Below are 23,001 nucleotides of genomic sequence, written 5' to 3' on the forward strand. Positions count from 1 at the left end.
GTTATCTATCAAAACTTACTTGAAGAAGATGTCGTAAGACAATTTCACAATCAGCAGCACCAGCAGCACGAGGAAGAGGATGCGCACGAAGGCGGCGCCGCGGCGCACGGCGATCCAGGTGCCCGTCAGGGCGCCCAGGATATTGCACACAGCCATCGGTGCGGCCACGGCGTAGACCACGTGGCCGGCGGGAATGAAGAAGGCCAGCGCAGCCACGTTGGTGGCGATATTCACCAGTTTCGAACAGGCCGAGGCGAGGATGAAATCGAAGCCGAAGACGCGGATGAACAGGAAAATCAGGAAACTGCCCGTCCCTGGGCCGAACAGGCCGTCATAAAAGCCGATGGCGCCGCCGATGACGATGGCGAGGATGCGTTCGCGCGGACCGATGGGGCGCGCTTCGCGGGTCGTGCCGAAATCCTTCTTGATGAAGGTGTAGATGGCCATGATGATGATCAGCACCAGCACCATGGGGCGCACCACCTGTTGCGGCACGTAAGACACGGCCGCCGCGCCGATGAAGGACATGACGAAGGCGCTGGCCACGGCCGGCAGCACCAGCAGCCAGGGGATATGCACCTTGCCGACAAACGAGCGGGCGGCAAACGTGGTGCCGCAGGCGGACGCCAGTTTATTCGTGCCCAGCAAGGACGTTGAGGCCATGTTCGGCATCAGGTTGAACAGGGCCGGCAGCTGTATCAACCCGCCCCCGCCCACGGCGGCATCGATCAGGCCGGCAAAGAAGGCAAATAAACACAGCAGCGAGATGGTCAGCATGATAGGCAATAAGGAATGATCGACAGCGGCAGTATAGGCGCCGTGGATTTTTCCGGATGCAACTTCAAATTGCGGAAAACGCAATCAGGCGTAACGCTTGACGGAATGCGCCAGGAGGCCTGACTACTGCTGGCTGGTTATCATTGTGAACACGTTTTCCATCGGCCCTAGGTTGCCGGCAAAACTCACAGTGGCCGCATCTATCCAGGTTTTTTGAGACACTTTAGTGTAGTCGAGATCGAAGCCCGCATGCCGTGCCAGTTGCTCGATGAATTGCCGCGTGCTGCGTCCGTTGCCCTCTCTGAACGGATGCAGGGCATTGATTTCGGCATAGTGATAGGCGAGGCGCGTAATAAATATCGGCTTATCGAGCCCGACAAGCAGTTTGTCGCGTGCAATGGCTGGAAAGACCTGCTTGTCTGCATAGTTCTGGATCGCGGCGTGATGCGCGAAAAACGTGGAACCCTTGGAAATATCCACGGTCCGAGTTTTTCCGGCCCAGGCATACAGGTCTTGAAAAAGGTAGGAATGTATTGCTTGCAAGTGTGCTAAATCGAATCGTCCAACAACTGGGCTTTCCTGAAGCTCCATGGAGCGCTCGGCAGTTTTACGAAATTCGAACTGCCTCAATCGTTCCTTGTCACGGATATCCGGCTTGTTACGCAGGATATCCGTACCAGGATAACAATAGGGGTCATTGAAAGTCACGCGGCATGCAGCACTGGCGTTTTTTCCTGGTCATCCGCGCTGACACCAAATTGGACATCGGTCATTGCGCGCACCTGGGCAAGCGTAAGTTCACCTTGAATATAGCGGTCAAGCAACGCCAAGTATTGCGGATCTGGCTCAAAGCCTTCAATTGCCCAACTTGCCAGTGTTTGATTGACGGAACGTTGACGATCTTGCTGGGTAAATTTGGCCACCAATTTCTCCCGTAGAAACGATATATCAAGGCAGATTTTAGCATGCTACGCAATGATTGACTTGGCAGCCATGCGGCACTGCCCGAAGTTACTCATGGGAATAGCCGCTCCCTGCGCCGCCACGCGTTCATTCGTGCGCATTGCGAAAAACGCCATGTGGCATCGCACTTGACGAAATGCCTGACACTGCGGTCTACTGACCTCTTTTGCCAGGAGTCACCGATGTCGATGAAACTGATGTGGGAGATCCGCGCCTTCTGCACCGTGGTCGAAAAGCGCAGCTTCATCCACGCGGCGCGCATGCTGGGACGCTCGCCGTCGGCCGTCACGCGCGCCATCCAGTTCCTCGAAGACGCCATCGGCGCCGAGCTGATCTTGCGCACGCAAAAACAGTTCACCCTGACGACGGCCGGCGAAACGTATTACGCGTCGGCCAAGCACTTGCTGGAAACGCAGGCCGAGGCGGAAGAGCAATTGGCGGAATTGAGCAACTCGCCGCAAGGCTGGGTGCGCCTCTCGGCGCCGGAAATCCTGTCGCTGGGTTTTCTGCCGAAAGTGGTGGCGCAATTTTCGCGCGACTACCCGAACGTGTCGGTGGACATCCATTTCTCGGACAAATCGATCGATCCCATCCAGGAAAAGCTGGACTTCGCCATCCGCGGCGCCTTCCCCCAGTCGAGCGAGCTGATCGGCTACCCACTGTGGAATTACCGCCGCTACATGTACGCCTCGCCCGACTATATCGCCCGCATGGGCGCGCCCGAGGAACCGGAGGAACTGGCCGGCCACGACATCATCATGCACTCGGCCCCCCGCATCCTGCGCGACTGGCATTTCGTCTCCAGCGAACGCAACGTGCGCTACCAGGTGCAGCCGCGCTTCCGCTTCACTTCCGGTATCGCCACCTTCCAGGCGGCCCTCGAAGGCGCCGGTATCGTGCGCCTGGCCAGCTGGCTGGCCGAGCCCGCCGTGGCCGCCGGCACCCTGCGCCGGGTCTGCACGGCGTACCGGCTGACGTCGTCAAAAGAGCTCGATCCCAGCATCCATGCCGTGTATGGCACCTCGAGGATGGCCAAGGGAGCAAGGTTGTTTCTGGAATATGTGCGGCAGCGGGGGTTGGAGATACCCGATGAACGGGTCATTTAGCAACTATGTCGCGACGATAGCATCGCTGTACACGGCGAACTGCACGCCGTCGAAGACAAAAGCCGCCACCTCGCGCATGCCCAGCCGTTCATGCGCGCGCAGCGAGCCGATATTATCGCGCCGGATGAACAGCACCGCCTCCGCGCCCCCATGCTGCTCGCGCATGGCAGCGTACAGCAGCGCCAGCAAGCCCTGCCCTCGCTCCGACTCCGCAATGCAGACAGGGCCGTACACATAGGCGTTGTCACTTCCCGCATACGCGGCCAGCATGGCCAATACCACGGGCGCCTGCGCAGTGGCTGGCGCCGCACTGAACAGCACGCCAACGACAGGCCCGTCCGCCATGCGCCGCGCAACGATGACGGGCGACGCGCCATCCGCCATGCCGGCCACCTTGTCGCGCGAAAACTCGCCCGTCAGGCTGCCGCCATGCGAGGGGGAATTGGCTTGCAACAAGGCCGTGATGGCGTCGATGTCTGTGGCTTGGGCCAAGTTGACAAAATAGGACGTGCTGGAAGAGTTCAAGCCGGACTCCTGTGAAGGTGATTTTTCAAGCGTAACATGCATGCACTAGCGCCCATGCCAATAACGCGGCCGGCTGTCCCGATACCGCGTCACAGCTATCCCCTCTCCAAACTCCAGCACCACCGCCCCTTCCACATCCGTGCGCAGCCGCGCAATCCCCATGTCGCCATAGCGTGCATACACCTGCGCCTTCGGATGTTTATAGCGATTCCTGTGCCCGACCTGAAAAATAGCCAGGGTCGGATGGACCGCGTTCAAAAATGCCTGCGTGGAAGACGTCCCACTGCCGTGATGCGGCGCCAGCAGCACGTCGGCGGCCAGTTCGCCGTCCATCGAGCGCGCAAGCAATTGCGCCTCCTGCGCCGCTTCGATATCGCCGGCCAGCAAGATAAAATGCTTGCCAGCCGTGATTTTCACGGTGCAGCTGCGGGCGTTCGGCTTCAGGGCAATGTCCATGTGGCTCGCCGGCAATGGGTGCAACATGGCGAAGTGCACGCCTTCCCACGTCCAGCTCTGGCCCGCCATGCAATGCAGATAGGGCTGGTGTAACGCCCGCCGCGCCTCGACGGCCGGGTGGCCTTCGAACAAGGAAGAGGCCAGCCAGCCCACTTGCACGTTTTCCAGCAGGGACATGGCGCCGCCCGCGTGATCGAGGTCGCTGTGGGAAATGATCACGCCGTCGAGCTTGCCTATGCCGCGTGCGCGCAGGTAAGGCACGATGACCCGGCTGGCGCCATCGGAATCGAGGCTGTAGGCCGGTCCCGTGTCATACAGCAGGCGGTGTTCATGCGTTTCCACCAGCACGGCCATGCCTTGTCCCACGTCAAAAGCCGTGATCCACATGTGGCCCGGCGGCGGGCTGGACGGCAAGGCCGTCAGCAGCCGCAGCCAGCCCAGCATGCCCGCCCAGCGATGCGGCCATCCGCGTGGCGCCAGCAGCCATGCCGTGCCAAACAATGCCCAGCAAAAACTCCACATTGGCGGCGCGGGCGCCGTCCACACGGCAAAGCGGCGCGCGCCCAGCCACTCGAGCACCTGCGCCAGCATCTGCACGATGGCATGCGCCAGCAGCAGCAACCCATCGGACAGGGGCGCCGGCAGCAGGCTGCCAGCCAGGGACAAGGGCGTGACGAGCAGGCTGATGATGGGGATGGCCAGCGCATTGGCCACGGGGCTGACCAGCGAGACTTGCGAGAACAGCAGCATCGTCAACGGCACCAGCCCCACCGTCACCACATACTGCGTGTGCGCGCCCAGCGCCACGGCCGCGCGCAGGCGGCGCCAGCGTCCAGCTTGCTGCGGCATGGGCGCCGCGGTGCGGCCTGCCGTCGCGTACAGCATGGTGGCGACAGCGCCAAACGACAGCCAGAAACCGGGCCACAGCACGGCCCACGGGTCGAGCAGCACGACCACGCCCAGCGCCAGGCACAGGATATGCCCTATGCTGGTGATGCGTCCCATCCACAGGGCCAGCGCGACCACCAGCAACATATACAAGGTGCGCTGCGCAGGCACGCCAAAGCCGGCCAGCAGCACGTACAAGAACGCGGCCAGCGCGCCGGCCAGCGCCGCCACCTTTTGCGCCGGCAAGCGCAAGGGCAGTTGCCAGTCGGTAAAGAATGAACGGCGCCACAGCGCGCCCGCGCCCAGCGCGAACAGGCCCGCGATCATCGTAATGTGCAAACCCGAGATGGAAATCAAATGGCTCACGCCCGTGCGGTTGAACACTTGCCAGTCGGACTGGGGAATGGCGCGCTGGTCGCCCACCACCAGCGCCACGATCACGCCCGCATACTGCTTGCCTTCCAGGCTGCGCAAGATGCGCGCGCGCAAGGCCGCGCGGCTGGCCTCCACCACGTTGCCAAAGCCGGGCACGAAGGCGGCCAGGCGCACGTTCGGCGTATCCGCGCGCGGCTGCGGCCGTACATAGCCCGTGGCGCGCACGCCCTGCTCCAGCAGCCACGCTTCGTAGTCAAAACCCATGGGGTTCGCATTGCCGTGCGGACGCTGCAGCCGCACCGTCAGCCGCCAGCGCTCGCCCGGCTGCACGTCGCCGACATCGTTCGTCACTGCATCGCGAAAACCCGCGTACCAGGACAGCGCGATCGAGGGCGGCACCTTCGCCCCAACTGCCTTCTCCACGGCAAAATTGAAGCGCACGCCCTGCTCGAAGCGATATGGCAGACTGGCTACCGTGCCCGTGACAACAATGTCCTGCCCTTCATCGGCCAGCGCCAGTTGCGGCGCCATGGCGGCATGGGCCAGCCAGGCGGCCCAGTAAAAACCCAGTCCCACGCCAGCGGCAAGCGCAACAACGCAACGCCAGTGCGCGTGGTGGCGCAGCGCCAGACTAGCAATAATCCCTACGCCAGCGATCACCCACAGCAACGTGCCCGCCTGCGATGGCAAGCTTGCCTGCGTCTGCAACCAGGCAGCGCCAGCGGCAAAGCCGAGTATCAGGGTGCGCATAAGAAGGCAGAATCAAGGCAAAATCAGCTCGCGGCGAAAAGGGCTCAGGTACTGTGAGCGTTTTCTGCGCCTTGCCCTCTGATCTGGCGCAATGGTGCCCTGAATAAGAAAGTTCAGCACGCCATCCGGCACCACCGCTGGTGAAATTTTCTCCATGCTAAGATGGCCATCCGGCGCCAGGCGCCACGACTTTGCGGACCTTGCATGACCCTACTGACAGCGGCTGAAACTTATTTGCAGGACTTTCATCAAAGGCAAGTCGGCGCGACCAGCGCCGCGTTTGCTCATCTGCCGGCCAGTTCCCCCGCTGGCAACTGGACCTCGTCCTACCATGTGCTGACCAGCCTGGTACCGGACGTGGCGACGCCATTGACCGTGCTCGACCTGGCCTGCGGCGACGGCCATCTGCTGGGTTTGCTGGCAGCCAGGCGGCAAGCCCGGCTGCAACTGCTCGGCATCGACATGAGCCAGGCTGAACTGGCCGTCGCGCGCGCCGCCCTGCCCGCCTCCGTGCAACTGCTGCAAAGCCGCGGCCAGGCGCTCGACCTGCCATCGGCCAGCGTCGACTATCTCGTTTCGCACATGGCGTTGATGCTGATGGACGACATCGAACAAGTCATGCGTGAAATCCGCCGCGTGCTGCGCCCCGATGGCCAGTTCGCCGCCATTGTCGGCCGGACGTTCTTGCTGGGCGAAGTGAACGACGTTTTCATGCGCGTGTTCAAGCCGATCGCCAGCACCGAACTGCCGCCGCTGCGCTTCGGCGACCGGCGCACGGGCTCCGAAACGGGCTGGCGCGAGCTGCTCGACGGCGTGTTTGCGGACGTGGCGTTCGACGACATCGACGTGCCATGGACGCCCACGCCGGGCGAACTGTGGGCCGCCCTGCTGGACACCTACGATATCGACCGCCTGGACGACGGCGCCAGACAGCGCCTGCGCGGCGCGTTCATGGACGCCGTGACGCCGCTGCAAGCCGGTGACGGATTGATCGCCACCGGCTGGGGACTACGGGCCGTACGCGCACGGGCAGCCTGAACTGCCATCGATGCCATGGCTTGCTGGCGTCAGAGGCAACAGGCTACGATAGTTGCTGCCGCGGCGCGCAGTACTCCTTCTGTCAATTGCAGGTTTGCTGGCAAGCGGACCGCTCGGCGTTGCACTCAGCTTGAGCGGTACCGCCAGCAATGCAAGCCCGCCATTCGGCGGCGCAGGCGCTAGCGCAGCTTGCAAAGGCTGGCGTCGCAGTCACCGCCAAACCGAGGCCTGACGCAAAAAGAAATGCAGCGAGCTTTTTATTCATGGAGTTCTCCCAAAGTCGGATGGCTGATAAATCCCTGCGCGCGCCATCCTCTGGCGCAGGGTCACATACACAGGTATGTCGAGTGTCATCGCAAGCTGGCTGTGCGTCAGCGCGAAGTGAAAAGTATTGCGGTCGCCAACGTATCCTGGAGCACCGTCAAATCAAAGCCGTTCATATAAAACGCGGCGCGCCTCATTCGATAGCCAGAATAATGCCGCACATCGCCGTCAATTTCAGCTATTTTCAAAACATGCCAAAAATCCCCTCGTAAAATATGATGCCATCATCAGCTCGCCTTTATTAATTGTCAAGTTAATTCGATTCATTTCGCACCAGCGGATAATTTCTCACGCAATGAAAAATACAGGCGCGATAAGGAAACGATCCCGCCGTGCTTAATTTCAAATCGACAGCGTGGGAAGGCGCGTTCAATCATGCAAAATGGTGCTGGCACCATGGGAGCGTGGCGATAATTAGCCATTGCCGGATGCGTGCAAGAGAACACCTGCGACCTCACATCCAGAAAAACAATCTGCACATGATACGAATATCATCACCGCGGATACCAATAGAAACTTACTCTTTGTTATTATCGACGTTACGGCAATTAAAATTTCACAATTAAATTTAACAAATCAAATTAACTTAATAAAAATATATTTAAAATATTCAGCCAAAATGGGACAGGAAAAATACGATAAGCGAAAAGTACCAGATATCGCATTCTGATTCCACGCTCAAGCAAGGTGATTCGCCAGAATGGAAGCGCCGCTCTCAATGCCTGCCAGTTGCTTATCCGGCACAGAGAATCATCGCTTTGAAAATCAGTGCTCTTGTGACAGCCGCACCGCGCACGGGGCAAAATCTTTGCCTTCGCACGGTATAATCGGCCTCGCTTACTTCAACACCCAGGCACGACATGACTTCCTCCGCACTTCCTCCCGACACCTCCACCGACATTTCCGACAGCAGCGAAGACAATAACGACGCCACTCTGGTCGTGGAACTGGGGGAACTGGCCGAGCATATCCGCCTGGTGAAAATGGAAGGCCGCGTCTTCGTGCGCTTTTCCGGCGTGGTCAAGGCCGGCCATCTGGTGGTGCCGTATGCGCTGGTACCAAGCCAGGGCGTGCTGGCGCGGCCGGCCAAGTGGCGCAAGATGGACCGCGAGACCAAGCTGGCCCTGGTGCGCGAACGGGCCAGCGCGGCCGTGTTCGAGGAACTGCGCCAGCACGTGATCGATTTCGTCGCCGATATCGCGGGCTTGAGCGAGGACGTGGACACGGATCCGATGGTTTTCCTGCATACGCTGGCCGACATGCAGACGTCCGAGCCGGCCGGCATGGTGTTCGACCGCATCCGCCAGCGCTTCCATCACGCCATCGAGCGCCAGCAGGAGGAGCAGCATGCGGCGCGCACGCGCCAGAGCATCAACCTGGCCGAGTATCCGGCCTCGTTCGAGATGGCGCGCCGCCTGCCGCGCCGCTTCGTCGCCCTGCTGGGACCCACGAACTCCGGCAAGACGCACCGCGCGATGGAAGCGCTGGCCAAGGCAAAGAGCGGCATCTACCTGGCGCCATTGCGCCTGCTGGCCCTGGAAAACTACGAGCGCCTGCAGGAAGCAGCGCCGCATGGCAAACCGCTGGCCGTGAGCCTGGTCACGGGCGAGGAGCGCCGGGTCGTCGACGGCGCCACGCATGTGGCCAGCACGGTGGAAATGCTGGACACGAAAACCGTCGTCGAGGTGGCCGTCATCGATGAAATCCAGATGCTGGCCGACCCGGACCGGGGCGCCGCGTGGACGGCGGCCATCTGCGGCGCGCCCGCTCACACCGTCTACCTGGTAGGGGCGCCGGAAGCGCGGCGCGCCATCGAGGCGCTGGCCGAACGCCTCGACTGCCCGCTGGAAGTGCATGTCTTGAAGCGCATGGCACCCCTTTCGATGGAGCCGACCGCCGTGCGCAAAGTGCGCAACCTGCGCCGCGGCGACGCCGTCATCGCCTTTTCGCGCCGCGAAGTGCTGATGTGGCGCGACATGATCACGGAAACGGGGCTGTCGGTGGCCACCGTCTACGGCAACCTGTCGCCCGAAGTGCGGCGCGCGCAGGCGCAGCGCTTCCGCGATGGCACGGCCGATATCGTCGTCGGCACGGATGCGCTGGCGATGGGCCTGAACATGCCGATCGCGCGCATCGTCATGACCACCTGCGTCAAATACAATGGCCGCGAAGAGGAAGAGATTTCAGCCGCGCTGGCGCGCCAGATCGCCGGGCGCGCGGGCCGCTACGGCGTGCATGAAGAAGGACTCGTGGCCGGCTACGACAACGAGACGCATGAAGTGATGCGCGCCCTGCTGAAGGAAAAACTGCATCCGCTGAACACGAGCGGCTTTGCCGTGGCGCCGTCGCTTGAACATCTGCACCGCATTTCATCGGTAACGGGCGAACTGTCGCTGTCCAAACTGCTGCGCCGCTTCATCCACAATATCGACGTGCCGGACGGCTTTTTCTTCCCCCGCATCACGGAAGACCAGAAGGAGCGCGCCGTCTGGCTCGACACCCTGCCCCTGTCCGTGGCCGACAAGTTCACCCTGTCGCTGGTGCCGATATCGAGCAAGGTGCCGTCCTTGCAAACGGCGTGGGAACACTGGGCGAAGAATCTGTCGCAGGGAAAAACCAGCACCTTGCGCCAGCATGCGTACGGCGGCGGCACGCAGAATTTGCAGCAGGTGGAAGACACTTGCCGCTACTATTCCGCGTATGCGTGGCTCAGCTACCGCCTGCCCGAATTCTTCCCCGATATCGCCGTGGCGCAAAACCTGTCGCGCGACGCGTCGGAGCGGGTCGACTCCATCCTGCGCGCACACAATGCGGCTTCGCGCGGACGCTCGAAGAAGTTCAAATAGGCGTCAACGGATTTCCCAGAACCACACTTCCGCGCAATCCCAGTAGCACTCGGAACCGCACACCTTCACGCCGATGGATGGCAAGAGGATGTCGATATGCCCGCCCGCGCCCCCCAGGTAACCGGGAATGCGGAAAAAAGCGACGAGGCCCTTGCGCTGGCCGATGCCGGCGATAGCGGCGTCGCGTGCGAATTTCTCGGGCGGGCCAAACATCGAGGGGCTGGCCAGCATATGCGCCAGCTTGGCCTGTCCCGGTTCGATCAGCGCGCCCTTGAACGGCCCCTTGCGGATGGCCATGCGGCCCTTAACCTTGACGCCGGCCTTGATCAGGGCCAGGCTGACGCGGATGGCGCAGGTATTGGCAAAGCTGTCCTTGCCGATCAAGTCTTCCCAGCCGATTTCGCCGAACAGGGCCGCCTGGTCGACGGCGGCCACGCTCGGATAATTCTCGCGCAGCTTGATGAATGCAGGTTTCACGTCAGCCTCCTGGTGGTGGAGTGGAACAGGGAAAACGCCGCGCCAGAATGGCGACGATCAGGGTGGACGCTTCGCCCAGACGCGCGCGCGCGGGCAGCTTTTTCAGTTCGGCGACGATGTGCGCGTCGATTTCCACCGTTTTCAGCCGACCCGTATCGCACCACAGCCGCCCCTGCGCCGCATCGGCCACGCCGGCCAGGTAGCCTTTGGCGTAGCGCTGATCGAGCAGGAAGACAGCATCGGCCATCGCTCCCTTGGCCGGCCCTTCCTGGTAATACGCGATCAGCCGGTCGGCGCTCAGGCGCGGCGCCGGAGCATAGGCTGCGCCCTGCCCGTGTGCGCTGGGCAGCCACAGGCTCAATACAATGAAAAGGAAGGAGACATGCATGGCCAGCCATGGTCAGTGAGGGAGGTCTGGCTGATTGTAGAAGGATGCGCCAGCCCCGCACTGAGCGAGGTCAAGCGTAGGTCGGGTAGGTCGGGTTAGGCCAAAGGCCGTAACCCGACAACACCAGCCAACAATGATGTCGGATTACGCGCGGCGTTGCCCCGCTAATCCGACCTACACGTACGACACCGGTGAAAGTTACGGTTTGCCCGGCGCCGCATAATGCAGCTTCAGCACCAGCCCATTATGGTCGTCGGCCATATAGATATCGCCATCCTGTCCCTGCTTCACATCGACGGGCGCGCCTCTGCCCTGCTTGCCCTTGCGTTCCCAGTTGCTGATCAAGTCGACGGACTTGCCCAGCGGCGCACCGGCCTTGTCGGGCAGCAGGGCCACCAGGCGGTGACCGTTGCTGCGGTAGCCGTGATAGCCGATGATCAGGCTATTCTTGTACAGCGCCGGGAAACGGCTGGCCGTATAAAAGGTCATGCCCAGCGGCGCGGCATGGCCGGGCAGCAGGCGCTCCGGCGCCGCGTATTGGGCGTCGCACGCCGTCTTCGGATATTCGGGACTGGCGACGTTATCGTCGTAGCAGTACGGCCAGCCGTAGTGCCGGTCGGCCTTGATCAGATTGAGTTCTTCATGCGGCAGGTTTTCGTCGCTTTTCAGTTGCGGCATGGCGGCCTGGATGGCGTCGCGCGAGTTTTCCGCCTGCCACAGCTCGCCCGTCGCAGGGTGAAAAGCCAGCGCCATCGAGTTGCGCAAGCCGCGCGCATGCGTGCGCCAGCTCGTCACCGTGCCTGCCGGCCAGGCCATCGTGTATTCGCGGATGGCGCCCAGCGCTTCCAGGCCTTCCGCCGAAGGGCAAGCCTTGGCCGGGTCCGGCGCCTTGCCATCGTTCTCGCAATGGTCGGTGCTCGAGCCCACGTTCACGTACAGGTCGCCCTTGGGGCTGAAGCGCATGTTTGTCAGCAGGTGCAAACCGAGGCCCGGCAGGCGCGGCGTCTTGGCCTTGCCGCCGATCACGTCGGTGACGGTGCGCGTGGTGTCGCGCAAGTCGAAGCGGAAGATGCGTCCCACCTCGCCCACATAGACCATGCCGTCCGGTCCCTGCACGATGCCGTTCGGGCGATCAAGCTTGTCGAGCAGCAGCTTGCGCTCGTAACCGCCACCGGCCGCCTTGGGCTGCAACAGCCACAATTTACCCTGCTTCGGCGCCCATCCCGTCATGTCCGTGACGAGGATGTCGCCATTCGTCAGCGGCAGCACGCCGCGGGGAAATTTCAGGCCATCGGCCAGCACGGCCACGCAAAAGCCGGCCGGCGTGGTGACGTCGAGGCGCGGCAAGCCGTCGCACTGAGCGCTGGTCGCAGCCATAACGGGAGCGAAGGCACCGGACAGGCAAGCGGCCAGGATGATCTTGTTATTCATTGTGGTCTCATTCCATCAAGGGTAATCGGGGCAGTACGGCGCGCGCATTGGCGCTGGTGGCAACGGCCACGTCGGCCAATGCCAGGCCGCGCAACTCGGCCAGCACGGCGCCGATGCGCGGCAATTCTTCGGGGCTGTTGCGGCCCGGGTGTATCCAGCTGGGGGAAATATCGGGCGCGTCCGTCTCCAGCACGATGGACGCCAAAGGCAAGTCGGCGGCCATGCGGCGTATCTGCAGCGCGCGGGTAAACGTCATGGCGCCGCCAAACCCCAGCTTGAAACCGAGGTCGATATAGCCCTGCGCCTGCTGGAAGCTGCCGTTGAACGCATGCGCGATGCCGCCGTTCGGGCGGATCTGGCGCACGTGCTTGAGGACGATGTCCTGCGAGCGGCGCACGTGGGCCAGCACGGGCAGGTCGAAGTCGCGGGCGATTCTCAGCTGCTCGCGCAGGAAGTGTTCCTGCATGGCGCGCATGGCCGGTTCGCACAGCATGGGAATGAAGAAATCGAGTCCGATCTCGCCGATGGCGACAAAGCGCGGGTCGTTCATCGCCAGCGCCACGGCTTCGCGCAGGGCGATCAAATCGTCCTCGGTGGCGTGCGGCACGTAGATCGGGTGGATGCCGAGCGCATAGCAGGCATTGGGCGCCGCTGCCGCCAGGTCGCGCACGATGCTGAAATTGGCCCGTTCGACGGCGGGAATGACGATCATCGCCACGCCTTGCGCACCCGCGCGCGCCGCCACCTGCGGCGATTCATCGCCGAATTCATGCGCGTCGAGGTGGCAGTGCGTGTCGATCCACATGGCGATTCCTTAATATTGGTACGGCTGCAGCCCTTCGTCCGTCAGGCGCAGCACGCGGTCGCAGCGCCTGGCCAGCTCGATATCGTGCGTGACGATGACGAAAGCCGTGCCCAGGGTGCGCGACAGTTCCAGCATCAGGTCGAAAATCTGTTCGGCCGTAGCGTGATCGAGGTTGCCCGTCGGTTCATCGGCCAGCACGCAGGCCGGCTGCGTGACGAGGGCGCGGGCCAGGGCCACGCGCTGGCGCTCGCCGCCCGACAATTCACCGGGCGTGTGCGTGACCCGCTTGGCCAGGTTCACGCGCGTGAGGATTTGCTGCGCCAGCTCGGTGGCCGGCGCGCGCTTCATGCGCCGTATCATCAAGGGCATGGCGACGTTGTCCAGCGCGGAAAACTCGGGCAGCAGGTGGTGGAACTGGTAGACGAAGCCCAGCGAAGCGTTGCGCAAGTCGCCGCGCGCCTTTTCGCTGAGGGTGGCGAAGTCCTTGCCTAGCAGGGTGACCTTGCCGCTGGTGGGCGTATCGAGACCGCCCAGCAGGTGCAGCAGGGTCGACTTGCCCGAGCCGGAGGCACCGACGATGGCGACGCGCTCGCCGCGGTGGACGTCGATGTCGATGCCGGCCAGGACCTGCACCTTGTAGCTGCCCTGCGTAAAAGTCTTGCCCAGGCCGCGGCAAGAAAGGACGGCGGAATCGGCGGAAGCGCCGTTGGAGGCAGGTTTGTTCAGATCGGTCATGGTAGTCGTCAGTGGTTTATTCATAGCGCAGGGCTTCCGCAGGTTTCACGCGGGCAGCCCACCAGCTTGGGTACAGGGTCGCCAAAAAGGCGAGGATCACGGCCAGCACGCCGATCTTGGTGACGTCGGGCCAGCGCAGGTCGGACGGCACGGTGCTGATGAAATAGATGTCCTTGGAGAGGAACTGCACGCCCAGCAAATGCTCGATGAAGGGCACGATGACGTCGATGTTCATCGCCACCAGCACGCCGCCGCCGACTCCCAAAATCGTGCCCAGGATACCCACCAGCGCGCCCTGGATCATGAAGATCTTCATGATGGAGCGAGGGGAAGCACCCAGGGTGCGCAAAATCGCGATATCGGCCTGCTTGTCCGTCACCGTCATCACCAGAGTCGACACCAGGTTGAAGGCGGCCACGGCGATGATCAGGGTCAGGATGATGAACATCATGCGTTTTTCAGTCTGCACGGCGGCGAACCAGTTGGCGTTCAGCTTCGACCAGTCGCGCAGCCACAGGTCGCCCGGCATGGTTTTTTTCAGTTCCGCCGCCACTTGCGGCGCCCGGTTCATGTCGGCCAGGCGCAAACGCAGGCCGGATGGACCGTCGAGGCGCAGCAAACGCTGGCCGTCTTCGATGTTGATGAAGGCCAGGCCCGCGTCGAATTCATTGTGGCCCGCCTGGAAGATGCCGCTGACGGTAAAACTGCGCATGCGCGGCAGCACGCCGGCCGGCGTGACCTGCCCTTGCGCCAGCATCAGGGTGACTTTTTCGCCGAGGTTGACGCGCAAGGCGCGCGCCAGCTCGATGCCCAGCACGATATTGAAGGTGCCCGGCTGCAGCGCCTTGAAGCTGCCCATGCGCGTCTGGCCGGCCACGTCGGAGACGTTCGGCTCTTCCTCGGGCAGCACGCCGCGCACGATGGCGGGACGCAGCGCATCGTCGCGCAGCAGCATGCCCTGCGTTTCCACGAACGGCGCGGCGCCCTTGACGGCAGGATTCTTGAAGGCCTGCGCCGCTTCGGCGCGCCAGTCCGGCATGCTGCCGCTGTTGTCGAACACTTCCACGTGGGCCAGCACGGACAACATGCGGTCCGTCACTTCCTTCTGGAAGCCGTTCATCACGGACAGCACGACGATCAGCGCCGCCACACCCAGGCCGATGCCGGCCATGGAAATGAGCGAAATAAAAGAGATAAAACTGTTGCGGCCACTGCGCTTGCCGGCCCGCGTGTAGCGCAAGCCGACCAGCCATTCGAAAGGAAGATTTTTTAACATGCTCATTGATTCGTTAATTCCAAGGGGTCTGACCCGCCGGGTCTGACCCCAGCAGTTTGTTGATCAGCCAACTATTCATACCGCAGCGCCTCGGCCGGCTTGACACGCGCGGCGCGCCAGCTCGGATAGATGGTCGCCACCAGCGCCAGGCCGAAGGCGATCAGGCCGATCTGCGCCACGTCCAGCCAGTGCACGTCGGACGGCACGGCGCTGATCTGGTAGATTTCCTTGGAGATGAAGTGCAGGCCGAAGATGCCTTCGATGAAGGGCACGATGACGCCCACGTTCAGCGCCAGCACGACGCCGCCGATCACGCCCAAAGCACTCCCCAGCAAACCGACCAGCGCGCCCTGGATCATGAAAATCTTCATGATGGAGAACGGCGAGGCGCCCAGGGTGCGCAAAATGGCGATGTCGGCCTGCTTGTCGGTGACCGACATCACCAGGGTCGAGACGAGGTTGAACGCGGCCACGGCGATGATCATGCTGAGGATGATGAACATCATGTTCTTCTGGCTTTGCACCAGCGCATACCAGCTGGCACTGGCGCGCGACCAGTCGCGCATCCACAGCTGGCCCGGCATCGACGCCTTGAGTTCGCGCGCCACCTGCGGCGCCTGGTTCATGTCGTGCAGGCGCAGCCGCAGGCCGGACGGGCCGTCGAGCTGCAGCAGCTGCTCCGCGTCCTGCATGTTGACGAAAGCCAGACTGCCATCGAGTTCATTGTGGCCCGCCTCGAAGATGCCAGATACCTTCAGCGCGCGCATGCGCGGCATGACGATGCCAGTGGCCGGATCGCCCGCCCTCGGCTCGCGTTCCAGCATCAGGGTGACGTTCTGCCCCACTTTCACGTCGAGCGCCTTGGCCAGGTCGATGCCCAGCACGATGTTGTACGAGCCTGGCGTCAAGTCCTTGAAACTGCCCTGCTTCATCTGGCTGGCCACGCTGGAGACGGTGGCTTCCTGCTGCGGCAGCACGCCGCGCACGATGGACGGGCGCATGGTTTCGTCGTTGAGCAGCATGCCCTGGGTTTCCACGAACGGCGACACGGCTTTCACTTGCGGGTTGGCGTAGGCGGCGCGCTCCTGCGCCTGCCAGTTCTGCATCGAGCCGCTGGTGTCGAACACCTCGACGTGGGCCAGCACCGACATCAAACGGTCGGTGACTTCCTTCTGGAAGCCGTTCATGACGGACAGGACGACGATCAGGGCGGCCACGCCCAGGCCGATGCCGGCCACGGAAATGAGGGAAATGAAGGAAATGAAGCTGTTGCGGCCACTGCGTTTCCCGGCGCGCGTATAGCGCACGCCGACCTGCCACTCGAAAGGAAATTGTTTGATGATGCTCATGCGCTCCCGCGACAACGTGATATGCGAGCGCGCAGTGTGCCACACAAATGGTATTTCATGCGCGAAACACATCACCGTGGCGCCATTTTTCCGCACCCGGCGGCTAGGGAAAAACCGCGGGAACTACTCCTCCAGCGCCACAATCGCCTACAATCTCGGGATGAATCAACTTACCCTCGTCCTGCCCTTCGCCTTGCCCAATGCCGAGCTGGCTGCCGACCTGCTCAAGGTCTTGCAGGCGCCCGCCCTGGCGGCCCTGCTGTCGCGCACCTCTGATTGCAATTTAGAAACTTTTGACAACGCCAACCGGCTGCTGCCGCACGAAGCGTGGCTGGCGCATGCCTTGACCCTGTCGCCCGCGCCCAACGGCGAGGCGGCGCAATCGGCCTTTGCGGCCCAGGCCATGCGCGGCTACGGCCTGGCGCCGGAACCGGGCGCGCGCTACTTCCTGCTGCATCCGGCTCACCTGGCCATCGCCCGCAGCCATATCAGCCTGGAAGACTTGCGCCAGCTCAAGCTGAGCGAGGCCGATGGCCGCACCTTGTTCGACACGGCGCGCCCGTATTTCGACGAAATTGGCCAGCCCCTGTCGTATGGCGACGCGGGCACCTGGTTCATGCGCGCCGATGGCTGGAGCGACTTGCAGTGCGCCACGCCGGACGCCGCCACCACGCAAGACCTGTCCGTCTGGATGCCCGAAGGCGAACATGCGCGCGCCGCGCGCCGCCTGCAAAATGAAGTGCAGATGCTGTGGCATGAACATCCCGTCAATGCGGCGCGCGAAGAGCGGGGCTTGAAAGCCATCAATTCCTTCTGGATCTGGGGCGGCAGCCTGGCCAACGCTGAAGCTGCACGCTGCGCGTCCAGCCTGCATACCAAAGACGTACCGGGCTGGCTGGCCGCGCTGGCGGAACCGGCGCAGCGCGATGCCAGTCCAAACAGTGTGCTGGCAAGCCAACAGGACGCGATCGTCGTGCTGGGCGGCTTGACCGAAGCGGCGCAAGCGCAGGAATGGGGCATGTGGCTGCAGCAGTTGCAAGCGCTGGAAGCGGACTGGTTCGCGCCCCTGCTGGCGGCCATCAAGGATGGCCGCCAGGGCCAGCTGCGCCTGGTGCTGAGCCACCGCGACGCCTGGCTAGCCTGCACCACCAGCAAGCATGCGCAGCGCAAATTCTGGCGCGCGATTACCCTGAACAAGTTGAAAGCATCATGACCCGTACCCGCATCGCCACCCGCCCCTGCCCCTACCGCGAATCCGAACTGCTGCGCCAGGGCGGCATCCACCCCGTGCTGGCCCGCCTGTACGCGTCGCGCGGCCTGTCCGACGCGGCAGAACTGTCGAGCGAACTGGCGGCCCTGATGCCGCCGTCCGGCCTGCTGCACATCGGCGCGGCCGGCGTCTTCCTGGCCGACGCCATTGCCGCCAAGAAACGCATGGTCATCGTGGCCGACTACGATTGCGACGGCGCCACCGCTTGCGCCGTGGCCATCCGCGGCTTGCGCGCCATGGGCGCCGACGTCGATTTCATCGTGCCCAACCGTTTTGAGTACGGCTACGGCCTGACGCCGGAAATCGTCGAACTGACGGCCCGCGAAAAGTCGCCCGACATCATCATCACCGTCGACAACGGCATCGCCAGCATCGATGGCGTGGCCGAAGCGAACCGGCGCGGCATCCAGGTGGTCGTCACCGACCACCATTTACCGGCCGACACCCTGCCCGACGCGGCCGTCATCGTCAACCCGAACCAGCCCGCCTGCGGTTTTCCGTCGAAGCACCTGGCGGGCGTGGGCGTCGTGTTCTACGTCTTGCTGGCCCTGCGCGCGGAAATGCGCCAAAGAGGGATTTACGACCAGAAAACCCAGCCGCCCCTGCAAAACCTGCTCGACCTGGTGGCGCTGGGCACGGTGGCCGACGTGGTGCGCCTCGATACGAACAACCGCATCCTCGTCGCCCAAGGCCTCAAACGCATGCGCAAGGGCAATATGCACGCGGGCGTGGCAGCCCTGTTCCGCGTGGCGGGCCGCGAAGCGCGCAGCGCCACGCCGTTCGACCTGGGCTTTGCCCTGGGACCCCGCCTGAATGCGGCCGGCCGCCTGCAAGACATGTCACTGGGCATCGAATGCCTGGTCACGGACGACGAAGGCCGTGCCTGGGCGCTGGCACAGCAACTGAACGACATCAATCTGAAGCGCCGCGAAATCGAGGCGGAAATGCAGGATACGGCCTTGCTGCACCTCGACGACTTCGAGCCGGCCAACAGCAGCACCATCAGCGTCTTCGATGAGTCGTGGCACCAGGGTGTGATCGGCATCGTGGCATCGCGCCTGAAAGAAAAATTCTACCGCCCGACCATCACGTTCGCGCCCGGCGCCGATGGCTGGATCAAGGGTTCGGGCCGCTCGATCCCCGGCTTCCACTTGCGCGACGCGCTCGACCTCGTGTCGAAACGGGCGCCCAGCCTGATCGACAAGTTCGGCGGCCACGCCATGGCGGCCGGCTTGACCATTCGCGCCGACGCTTTCGACGCCTTTTCCAAGGCTTTCGAAGCCGTGGGCCAGGCCTGGCTCAGCCAGCAACAGCTGGAACGGGTCGTGGAAACGGACGGCCCGCTGGAAGACGCCTACTACACGACGGCCTTCATCGATCTGATGGATGGCCAGGTGTGGGGCCAGGGCTTCGCCCCGCCCGTCTTCTGCGATGAATTCCGCGTCGTCAGCCAGCGCATCTTAAAAGAACGCCACTTGAAACTGCTGCTGGAAAAAAACGGCGTGCGTTTTGATGCCATCTGGTTCGGGCATACGGACGCCTTGGGCGAACGCACGCGGGTGGCGTTCCGGCTTGATGCGAATGAATACAATGGCACCACGAAAGTTCAGCTGATGGTGGAGCATGCGGAACCTGTCTGATGGCACCTGAAAGCAGCACCATGTTGACCGGCCTGAACCACCTCACCCTGTCCGTGCGCGACCTGGCGCGCAGCGTCGCCTTTTACCGCGACATGCTGGGCCTGCGCCTGCATGCCCGCTGGGACAGGGGCGCGTATCTGTCGGCCGGGGATTTGTGGCTGTGCCTGTCGCTGGACGGGCAAGGCACGGCTGCGCTGGCCAGCCCCGCCTACACGCATTACGCGTTTTCCATTTCCCAGCACGACTTCCCCGCCTTCGCCGCCCGCCTGCGCGCCGCCGGCGTGCCCGAATGGCAGCAAAACCGCAGCGCCGGCGATTCCCTGTATTTTCTCGATCCGGACGGCCACCAGCTGGAAGCCCATACGGGCAGTCTGGCGCAGCGGCTGGCCGCCTGCCGCGCAGCGCCGTACCAGGGCATGGTGTTCGAGGATTGAAGTTGGCAGCATCGCATATTCAATAAATTCGTTAAATTCGTTATTCCTCAAGAAAACAAGCACCGTGGTTGTGAAAAAACACTGTCATGCATCGGTACACCCCTGACAACCTTGCTTTTAAGACTTAACAAAGCTGACAAGATTCCACTCAGCAACAGGCAAATAAGCCACATTTCATTGCAAAAATAAAAATATTGATTGAAAATAGTTAACACTTATTTGGCAAATTCACTAAAATTGATGACGCATCAGGAAATTCCCAATGATGCATGATCAGTTTTGAGGGCAAACCCGTCGAAAGGCGGGGACGCAAAGCCACCGGCCTACCGCGCGCAAGCGCCACGGCAGCGGGGCTGCCAATGTGCAGGACCGGAGCCGCCAGCGCGCGGCACCAGCCTGGATGCATTGTCGAGATGTGGCCCTCGCCCAACTCGGAGAGTTTCGCCATGAAAAAAATCATTCCCCCGCACCACCGTCACGGGCGCCTGCTGCTGGGCGCCACGGCCGCCATCCTGCTGGCCGCGTGCGGCCCCGGCCAGGAGACGCCGGCATCAACGCCGCCTGCCGCCATCGCCACGGCCGCGACACAGTTCACCGTCGAGGTGCCCGTCATTCCGGACGCCGTCGGCGCGCTGGTGGTGCAACCGATGTTCCATGCGGCCCCGGCCCTGCTCGATACGCCTGACGGGCGCGACAGCGCCAACAGCAGCGGCTCGGCGCACTGGCGGCCGCACTTGCAGCGCGTGCCCGGCGCCATGGGGGAAATGACCACGCGCCGCCTGACGGCGCAAAGAATCGCCGTCGCGGAACAGGCGGCGCAGGACATCGCGCCATTGCTCGATGGTAGCGGCGCGAGCGACGTCGCCGCGCCCATGGCCGGCAGCAGCGTGGTGGCGACCTATTCTCCCGCGCAAATCCGCGCCGCCTACGACCTGCCCGCCCTGCCGGCGGCGGGCACGGCGCTGACGCCAGCCCAGGCGGCCCAGCTGGGCGCGGGGCAGACGATCTACATCGTCGACGCCATGCACAACCCGAACGCGGCGGCCGAACTGGCCATCTTCAACCAGAAATTCGGTTTGCCAGGCTGCACCACCAAGGCCATCGCCACGAATGCCACTTTGCCCTTGCCGCCGGCCCCGCTCAGCGGCTGTGAATTTTCCGTTGTCTACAACACGCCGTCGAGCACCATGACGGCCACCGCGCCCGCCTATAACTCGGGCTGGGCCATGGAAATCGCGCTCGACGTGCAGTGGGCGCATGCCACGGCGCCGCTGGCGCGCATCGTGCTGATCGAGGCGCCCGACGCGTCCGTCAACAGCCTGCTGGGCGCCGTGCGCCTGGCCAACCTGATGGGGCCTGGCGTCGTGTCGATGAGCTTTGGCGCCGCCGAGGGCAACTGGACGACTTCCGTCGACAGCGCCTTCACGGGCAAGAACATGAGCTACCTGGCCGCCACGGGCGACTCGGGCAGCGGCGTGTCCTGGCCTTCCGTGTCGTCCAACGTGCTGGCCGTGGGCGGCACCACGCTCAACTACAGCGGCAGCGGCGTGCGCAGCGAAACGGCCTGGTCCGGCACGGGCGGCGGCATCAGCGCCTACACGGCACTGCCCGCTTACCAGACAGCCAGCGTGCCCGGCCTGACCAACCTGCTGCGGCGTAACGTCGCCGACGTGGCCTTCAATGCCGACCCCGCCACGGGCCAGTACACGGCCGTGATGACACCGGGTAGCAGCACCGCCAGCTGGCTCAGCATCGGCGGCACCAGCCTGTCCACGCCGCAATGGGCCGGCCTGATCGCCATCGCCAACGCCAGCCGCGCGCTGCAGGCGAAGACGGCGCTCGGCCTGGCGCACAGCATGCTGTACGGCCAGATCGCCAGCGTGCCCGGCACCTTTGCCAGCAGCTTTGCCGACATCACGCGCGGCAGCAACGGCACTTGCGGCGTGTGCACGGCCAGGGTCGGCTACGACCCGCTGGGCGGCCTGGGCACGCCCAACGTGAAAAGCCTGCTGGCCAGCCTGTCGGGCACGCAGATCGCGCCAACAGCCCCCGTGGTGGCGCCGGCCAGCATCAGCGGCGCGGCCGGCAAGCCGCTGTCGTTCACCGTCTCGGCCAGCGCAAGCAACCCTCTCAGCTACAGCATGCTGGGCGCGCCGGCCGGCATGAGCATCGCCGCCACGGGCGTGGTCAGCTGGGCCAATCCCATCGCCGGCACGTATGCCGTAACCATGGTCGCCAGGGATAGCGTCAGCGGCCTCAGTGGCCAGGGCGTGTACGCCATCGTCATTACCCCCGTCGCGCCGCCCGTCGTCGGCACCGGCGCCATCACGGGCAAGGTAGGCACGGCACTGGCGTTCAACGTCAGCGTCAGCGCCCCCAATCCCGTCAGCTACACGCTCGCCGGCGCACCATCTGGCATGAGCATCAGCAGCGTCGGGCTGGTGAGCTGGGCCGCGCCCGTGGCCGGCACCTATGCCGTCACCGTCACGGCCAGGGACAGCAAGACTGGCCTCAGCGGCAAAGGCATCTACACGGTGGCCATCGCCGCCCCGCTGCCACCCGTGGTGACAGTGTCCAGCGTCAGCGGCAAGCCGGGCGTGGCCCTGTCGTTCACGGCCACGACGGTGGCGCCCAACCCCGTCAGCTACAGCCTGTCGGGCGCGCCGTCCGGCATGAGCATCAATGCCGCCGGCGTCGTCAGCTGGGCCAGTCCCGTGCTGGGCAACTACAGCGTGACGGTCATCGCCAAAGACAGCAAGACGGGATTGACGGGCCAGGCCGTGGCGACGGTAAAAATCGCCGCCGCCGGTCCCACGATCAGCGCCGCCGCCATGACGGGCGTGGCCGGCAAGGCCATGAGCGGCAGCATCGTGCTGACGGCGCCGGGCGCGAACGCGCTGTGGATCTCCATCATCGGCGCGCCGCTGGGCATGCAGTTTTCCATGAGCGGCATGACCATCACGGCCCGCTGGCCCCTGCCGGTGGCGGGCAGCTACACGCTGAAGGTCGTGGCGCTGGACAATAATGGCTTGACGGCGCAGCTGAACGTGCCGGTTACGGTCACGGCCAGATAAGGTCGCGCAGCTCGCCTGCCAACGGGGCGCACCGGGACACATGTCCTGGCGCGCCCCGTTTTGCATGCGCGCGG

Annotated in this window: 19 protein-coding genes and 1 riboswitch; of the genes, 7 read left to right on the forward strand and 12 right to left on the reverse strand. The window is 63.5% G+C overall.

What is annotated here, in order from left to right:
- Positions 1-15: 15 nt before the first annotated feature.
- The 3 genes from P9875_RS18140 to P9875_RS18150 all read right to left on the reverse strand — a co-directional run bounded on the left by P9875_RS18140 (position 16) and on the right by P9875_RS18150 (position 1,700).
- The gene (locus P9875_RS18140; RefSeq protein ID WP_034756294.1) at positions 16-777 is read right to left on the reverse strand and encodes a sulfite exporter TauE/SafE family protein; all 762 of its coding nucleotides are present in this window, start codon (positions 775-777) and stop codon (positions 16-18) included.
- Positions 778-900: 123 nt separating this feature from the next.
- Positions 901-1,485 (reverse strand): Fic/DOC family protein, encoded by a 585-nt coding sequence (locus tag P9875_RS18145; protein WP_278316171.1) that lies wholly within the window; start codon positions 1,483-1,485, stop codon positions 901-903.
- Entirely contained in the window at positions 1,482-1,700 is a 219-nt protein-coding gene (locus P9875_RS18150; protein ID WP_158300218.1) for an antitoxin VbhA family protein, read from the reverse strand. The genes P9875_RS18145 and P9875_RS18150 overlap by 4 nt, the downstream gene beginning before the upstream one ends.
- 222 nt (positions 1,701-1,922) lie before the next feature.
- On the opposite strand from P9875_RS18150, the gene P9875_RS18155 reads away from it, so the two are divergent.
- Complete coding sequence (locus P9875_RS18155; RefSeq protein WP_278316172.1) at positions 1,923-2,846, forward strand: LysR family transcriptional regulator; 924 nt, start codon at positions 1,923-1,925, stop codon at positions 2,844-2,846.
- 3 nt (positions 2,847-2,849) lie between these two features.
- Here the strand turns inward: P9875_RS18155 and P9875_RS18160 are convergent, their stop codons facing one another.
- Entirely contained in the window at positions 2,850-3,371 is a 522-nt protein-coding gene (locus P9875_RS18160) for a GNAT family N-acetyltransferase (protein ID WP_278316173.1), read from the reverse strand.
- Between the two features lie 45 nt (positions 3,372-3,416).
- A complete protein-coding gene (locus tag P9875_RS18165; RefSeq protein ID WP_278316174.1) occupies positions 3,417-5,840 on the reverse strand; it encodes a DNA internalization-related competence protein ComEC/Rec2 in 2,424 nt (807 codons plus the stop codon).
- Positions 5,841-6,044: 204 nt separating this feature from the next.
- Between P9875_RS18165 and P9875_RS18170 the strand changes: the two genes are divergently transcribed.
- Entirely contained in the window at positions 6,045-6,878 is an 834-nt protein-coding gene (locus P9875_RS18170) for a class I SAM-dependent methyltransferase (protein ID WP_278316175.1), read from the forward strand.
- A gap of 1,184 nt (positions 6,879-8,062) precedes the next feature.
- Positions 8,063-10,048, forward strand: coding sequence for a helicase-related protein (locus P9875_RS18175; protein WP_278316176.1), 1,986 nt, complete (start codon positions 8,063-8,065; stop codon positions 10,046-10,048).
- Positions 10,049-10,051: 3 nt separating this feature from the next.
- Here the strand turns inward: P9875_RS18175 and P9875_RS18180 are convergent, their stop codons facing one another.
- The 7 genes from P9875_RS18180 to P9875_RS18210 form a co-directional block, all read right to left on the reverse strand.
- Positions 10,052-10,525 (reverse strand): T6SS effector amidase Tae4 family protein, encoded by a 474-nt coding sequence (locus P9875_RS18180; RefSeq protein ID WP_035819555.1) that lies wholly within the window; start codon positions 10,523-10,525, stop codon positions 10,052-10,054.
- A gap of 1 nt (position 10,526) precedes the next feature.
- The gene (locus P9875_RS18185) at positions 10,527-10,913 is read right to left on the reverse strand and encodes a Rap1a/Tai family immunity protein (RefSeq protein WP_225241614.1); all 387 of its coding nucleotides are present in this window, start codon (positions 10,911-10,913) and stop codon (positions 10,527-10,529) included.
- A gap of 198 nt (positions 10,914-11,111) precedes the next feature.
- Positions 11,112-12,344: a PQQ-dependent sugar dehydrogenase gene (locus P9875_RS18190; RefSeq protein ID WP_225241615.1), complete on the reverse strand. Its 1,233-nt coding sequence runs from the start codon at positions 12,342-12,344 to the stop codon at positions 11,112-11,114.
- A 7-nt stretch (positions 12,345-12,351) separates the two neighbouring features.
- Positions 12,352-13,149 carry a TatD family hydrolase gene (locus P9875_RS18195; RefSeq protein WP_278316177.1) on the reverse strand — a complete coding sequence of 266 codons (798 nt, stop codon included), beginning with the start codon at positions 13,147-13,149 and terminating at the stop codon, positions 12,352-12,354.
- A 9-nt stretch (positions 13,150-13,158) separates the two neighbouring features.
- A complete protein-coding gene (gene lolD, locus P9875_RS18200) occupies positions 13,159-13,884 on the reverse strand; it encodes a lipoprotein-releasing ABC transporter ATP-binding protein LolD (protein WP_076571574.1) in 726 nt (241 codons plus the stop codon).
- A 16-nt stretch (positions 13,885-13,900) separates the two neighbouring features.
- Complete coding sequence (locus P9875_RS18205; RefSeq protein ID WP_035819563.1) at positions 13,901-15,166, reverse strand: lipoprotein-releasing ABC transporter permease subunit; 1,266 nt, start codon at positions 15,164-15,166, stop codon at positions 13,901-13,903.
- A gap of 65 nt (positions 15,167-15,231) precedes the next feature.
- Positions 15,232-16,509 (reverse strand): lipoprotein-releasing ABC transporter permease subunit, encoded by a 1,278-nt coding sequence (locus P9875_RS18210; protein ID WP_278316178.1) that lies wholly within the window; start codon positions 16,507-16,509, stop codon positions 15,232-15,234.
- Between the two features lie 160 nt (positions 16,510-16,669).
- Between P9875_RS18210 and P9875_RS18215 the strand changes: the two genes are divergently transcribed.
- The 4 genes from P9875_RS18215 to P9875_RS18230 all read left to right on the forward strand — a co-directional run bounded on the left by P9875_RS18215 (position 16,670) and on the right by P9875_RS18230 (position 22,927).
- Positions 16,670-17,722: a hypothetical protein gene (locus P9875_RS18215; protein WP_278316179.1), complete on the forward strand. Its 1,053-nt coding sequence runs from the start codon at positions 16,670-16,672 to the stop codon at positions 17,720-17,722.
- Entirely contained in the window at positions 17,719-19,419 is a 1,701-nt protein-coding gene (gene recJ / locus P9875_RS18220) for a single-stranded-DNA-specific exonuclease RecJ (protein WP_278316180.1), read from the forward strand. The genes P9875_RS18215 and recJ overlap by 4 nt, the downstream gene beginning before the upstream one ends.
- A gap of 20 nt (positions 19,420-19,439) precedes the next feature.
- On the forward strand, positions 19,440-19,853 hold the full coding sequence (gene fos / locus P9875_RS18225; RefSeq protein WP_099403226.1) for a fosfomycin resistance glutathione transferase: 414 nt from the start codon (positions 19,440-19,442) through the stop codon (positions 19,851-19,853).
- Positions 19,854-20,127: 274 nt separating this feature from the next.
- Positions 20,128-20,214, forward strand: a riboswitch (cyclic di-GMP riboswitch).
- Between the two features lie 85 nt (positions 20,215-20,299).
- Positions 20,300-22,927 (forward strand): S53 family peptidase, encoded by a 2,628-nt coding sequence (locus P9875_RS18230; RefSeq protein WP_278316181.1) that lies wholly within the window; start codon positions 20,300-20,302, stop codon positions 22,925-22,927.
- Positions 22,928-23,001 lie beyond the last annotated feature (74 nt).

The sequence above is a fragment of the Janthinobacterium rivuli genome, from assembly GCF_029690045.1.
GTDB classification, from domain to species: domain Bacteria; phylum Pseudomonadota; class Gammaproteobacteria; order Burkholderiales; family Burkholderiaceae_D; genus Janthinobacterium; species Janthinobacterium rivuli.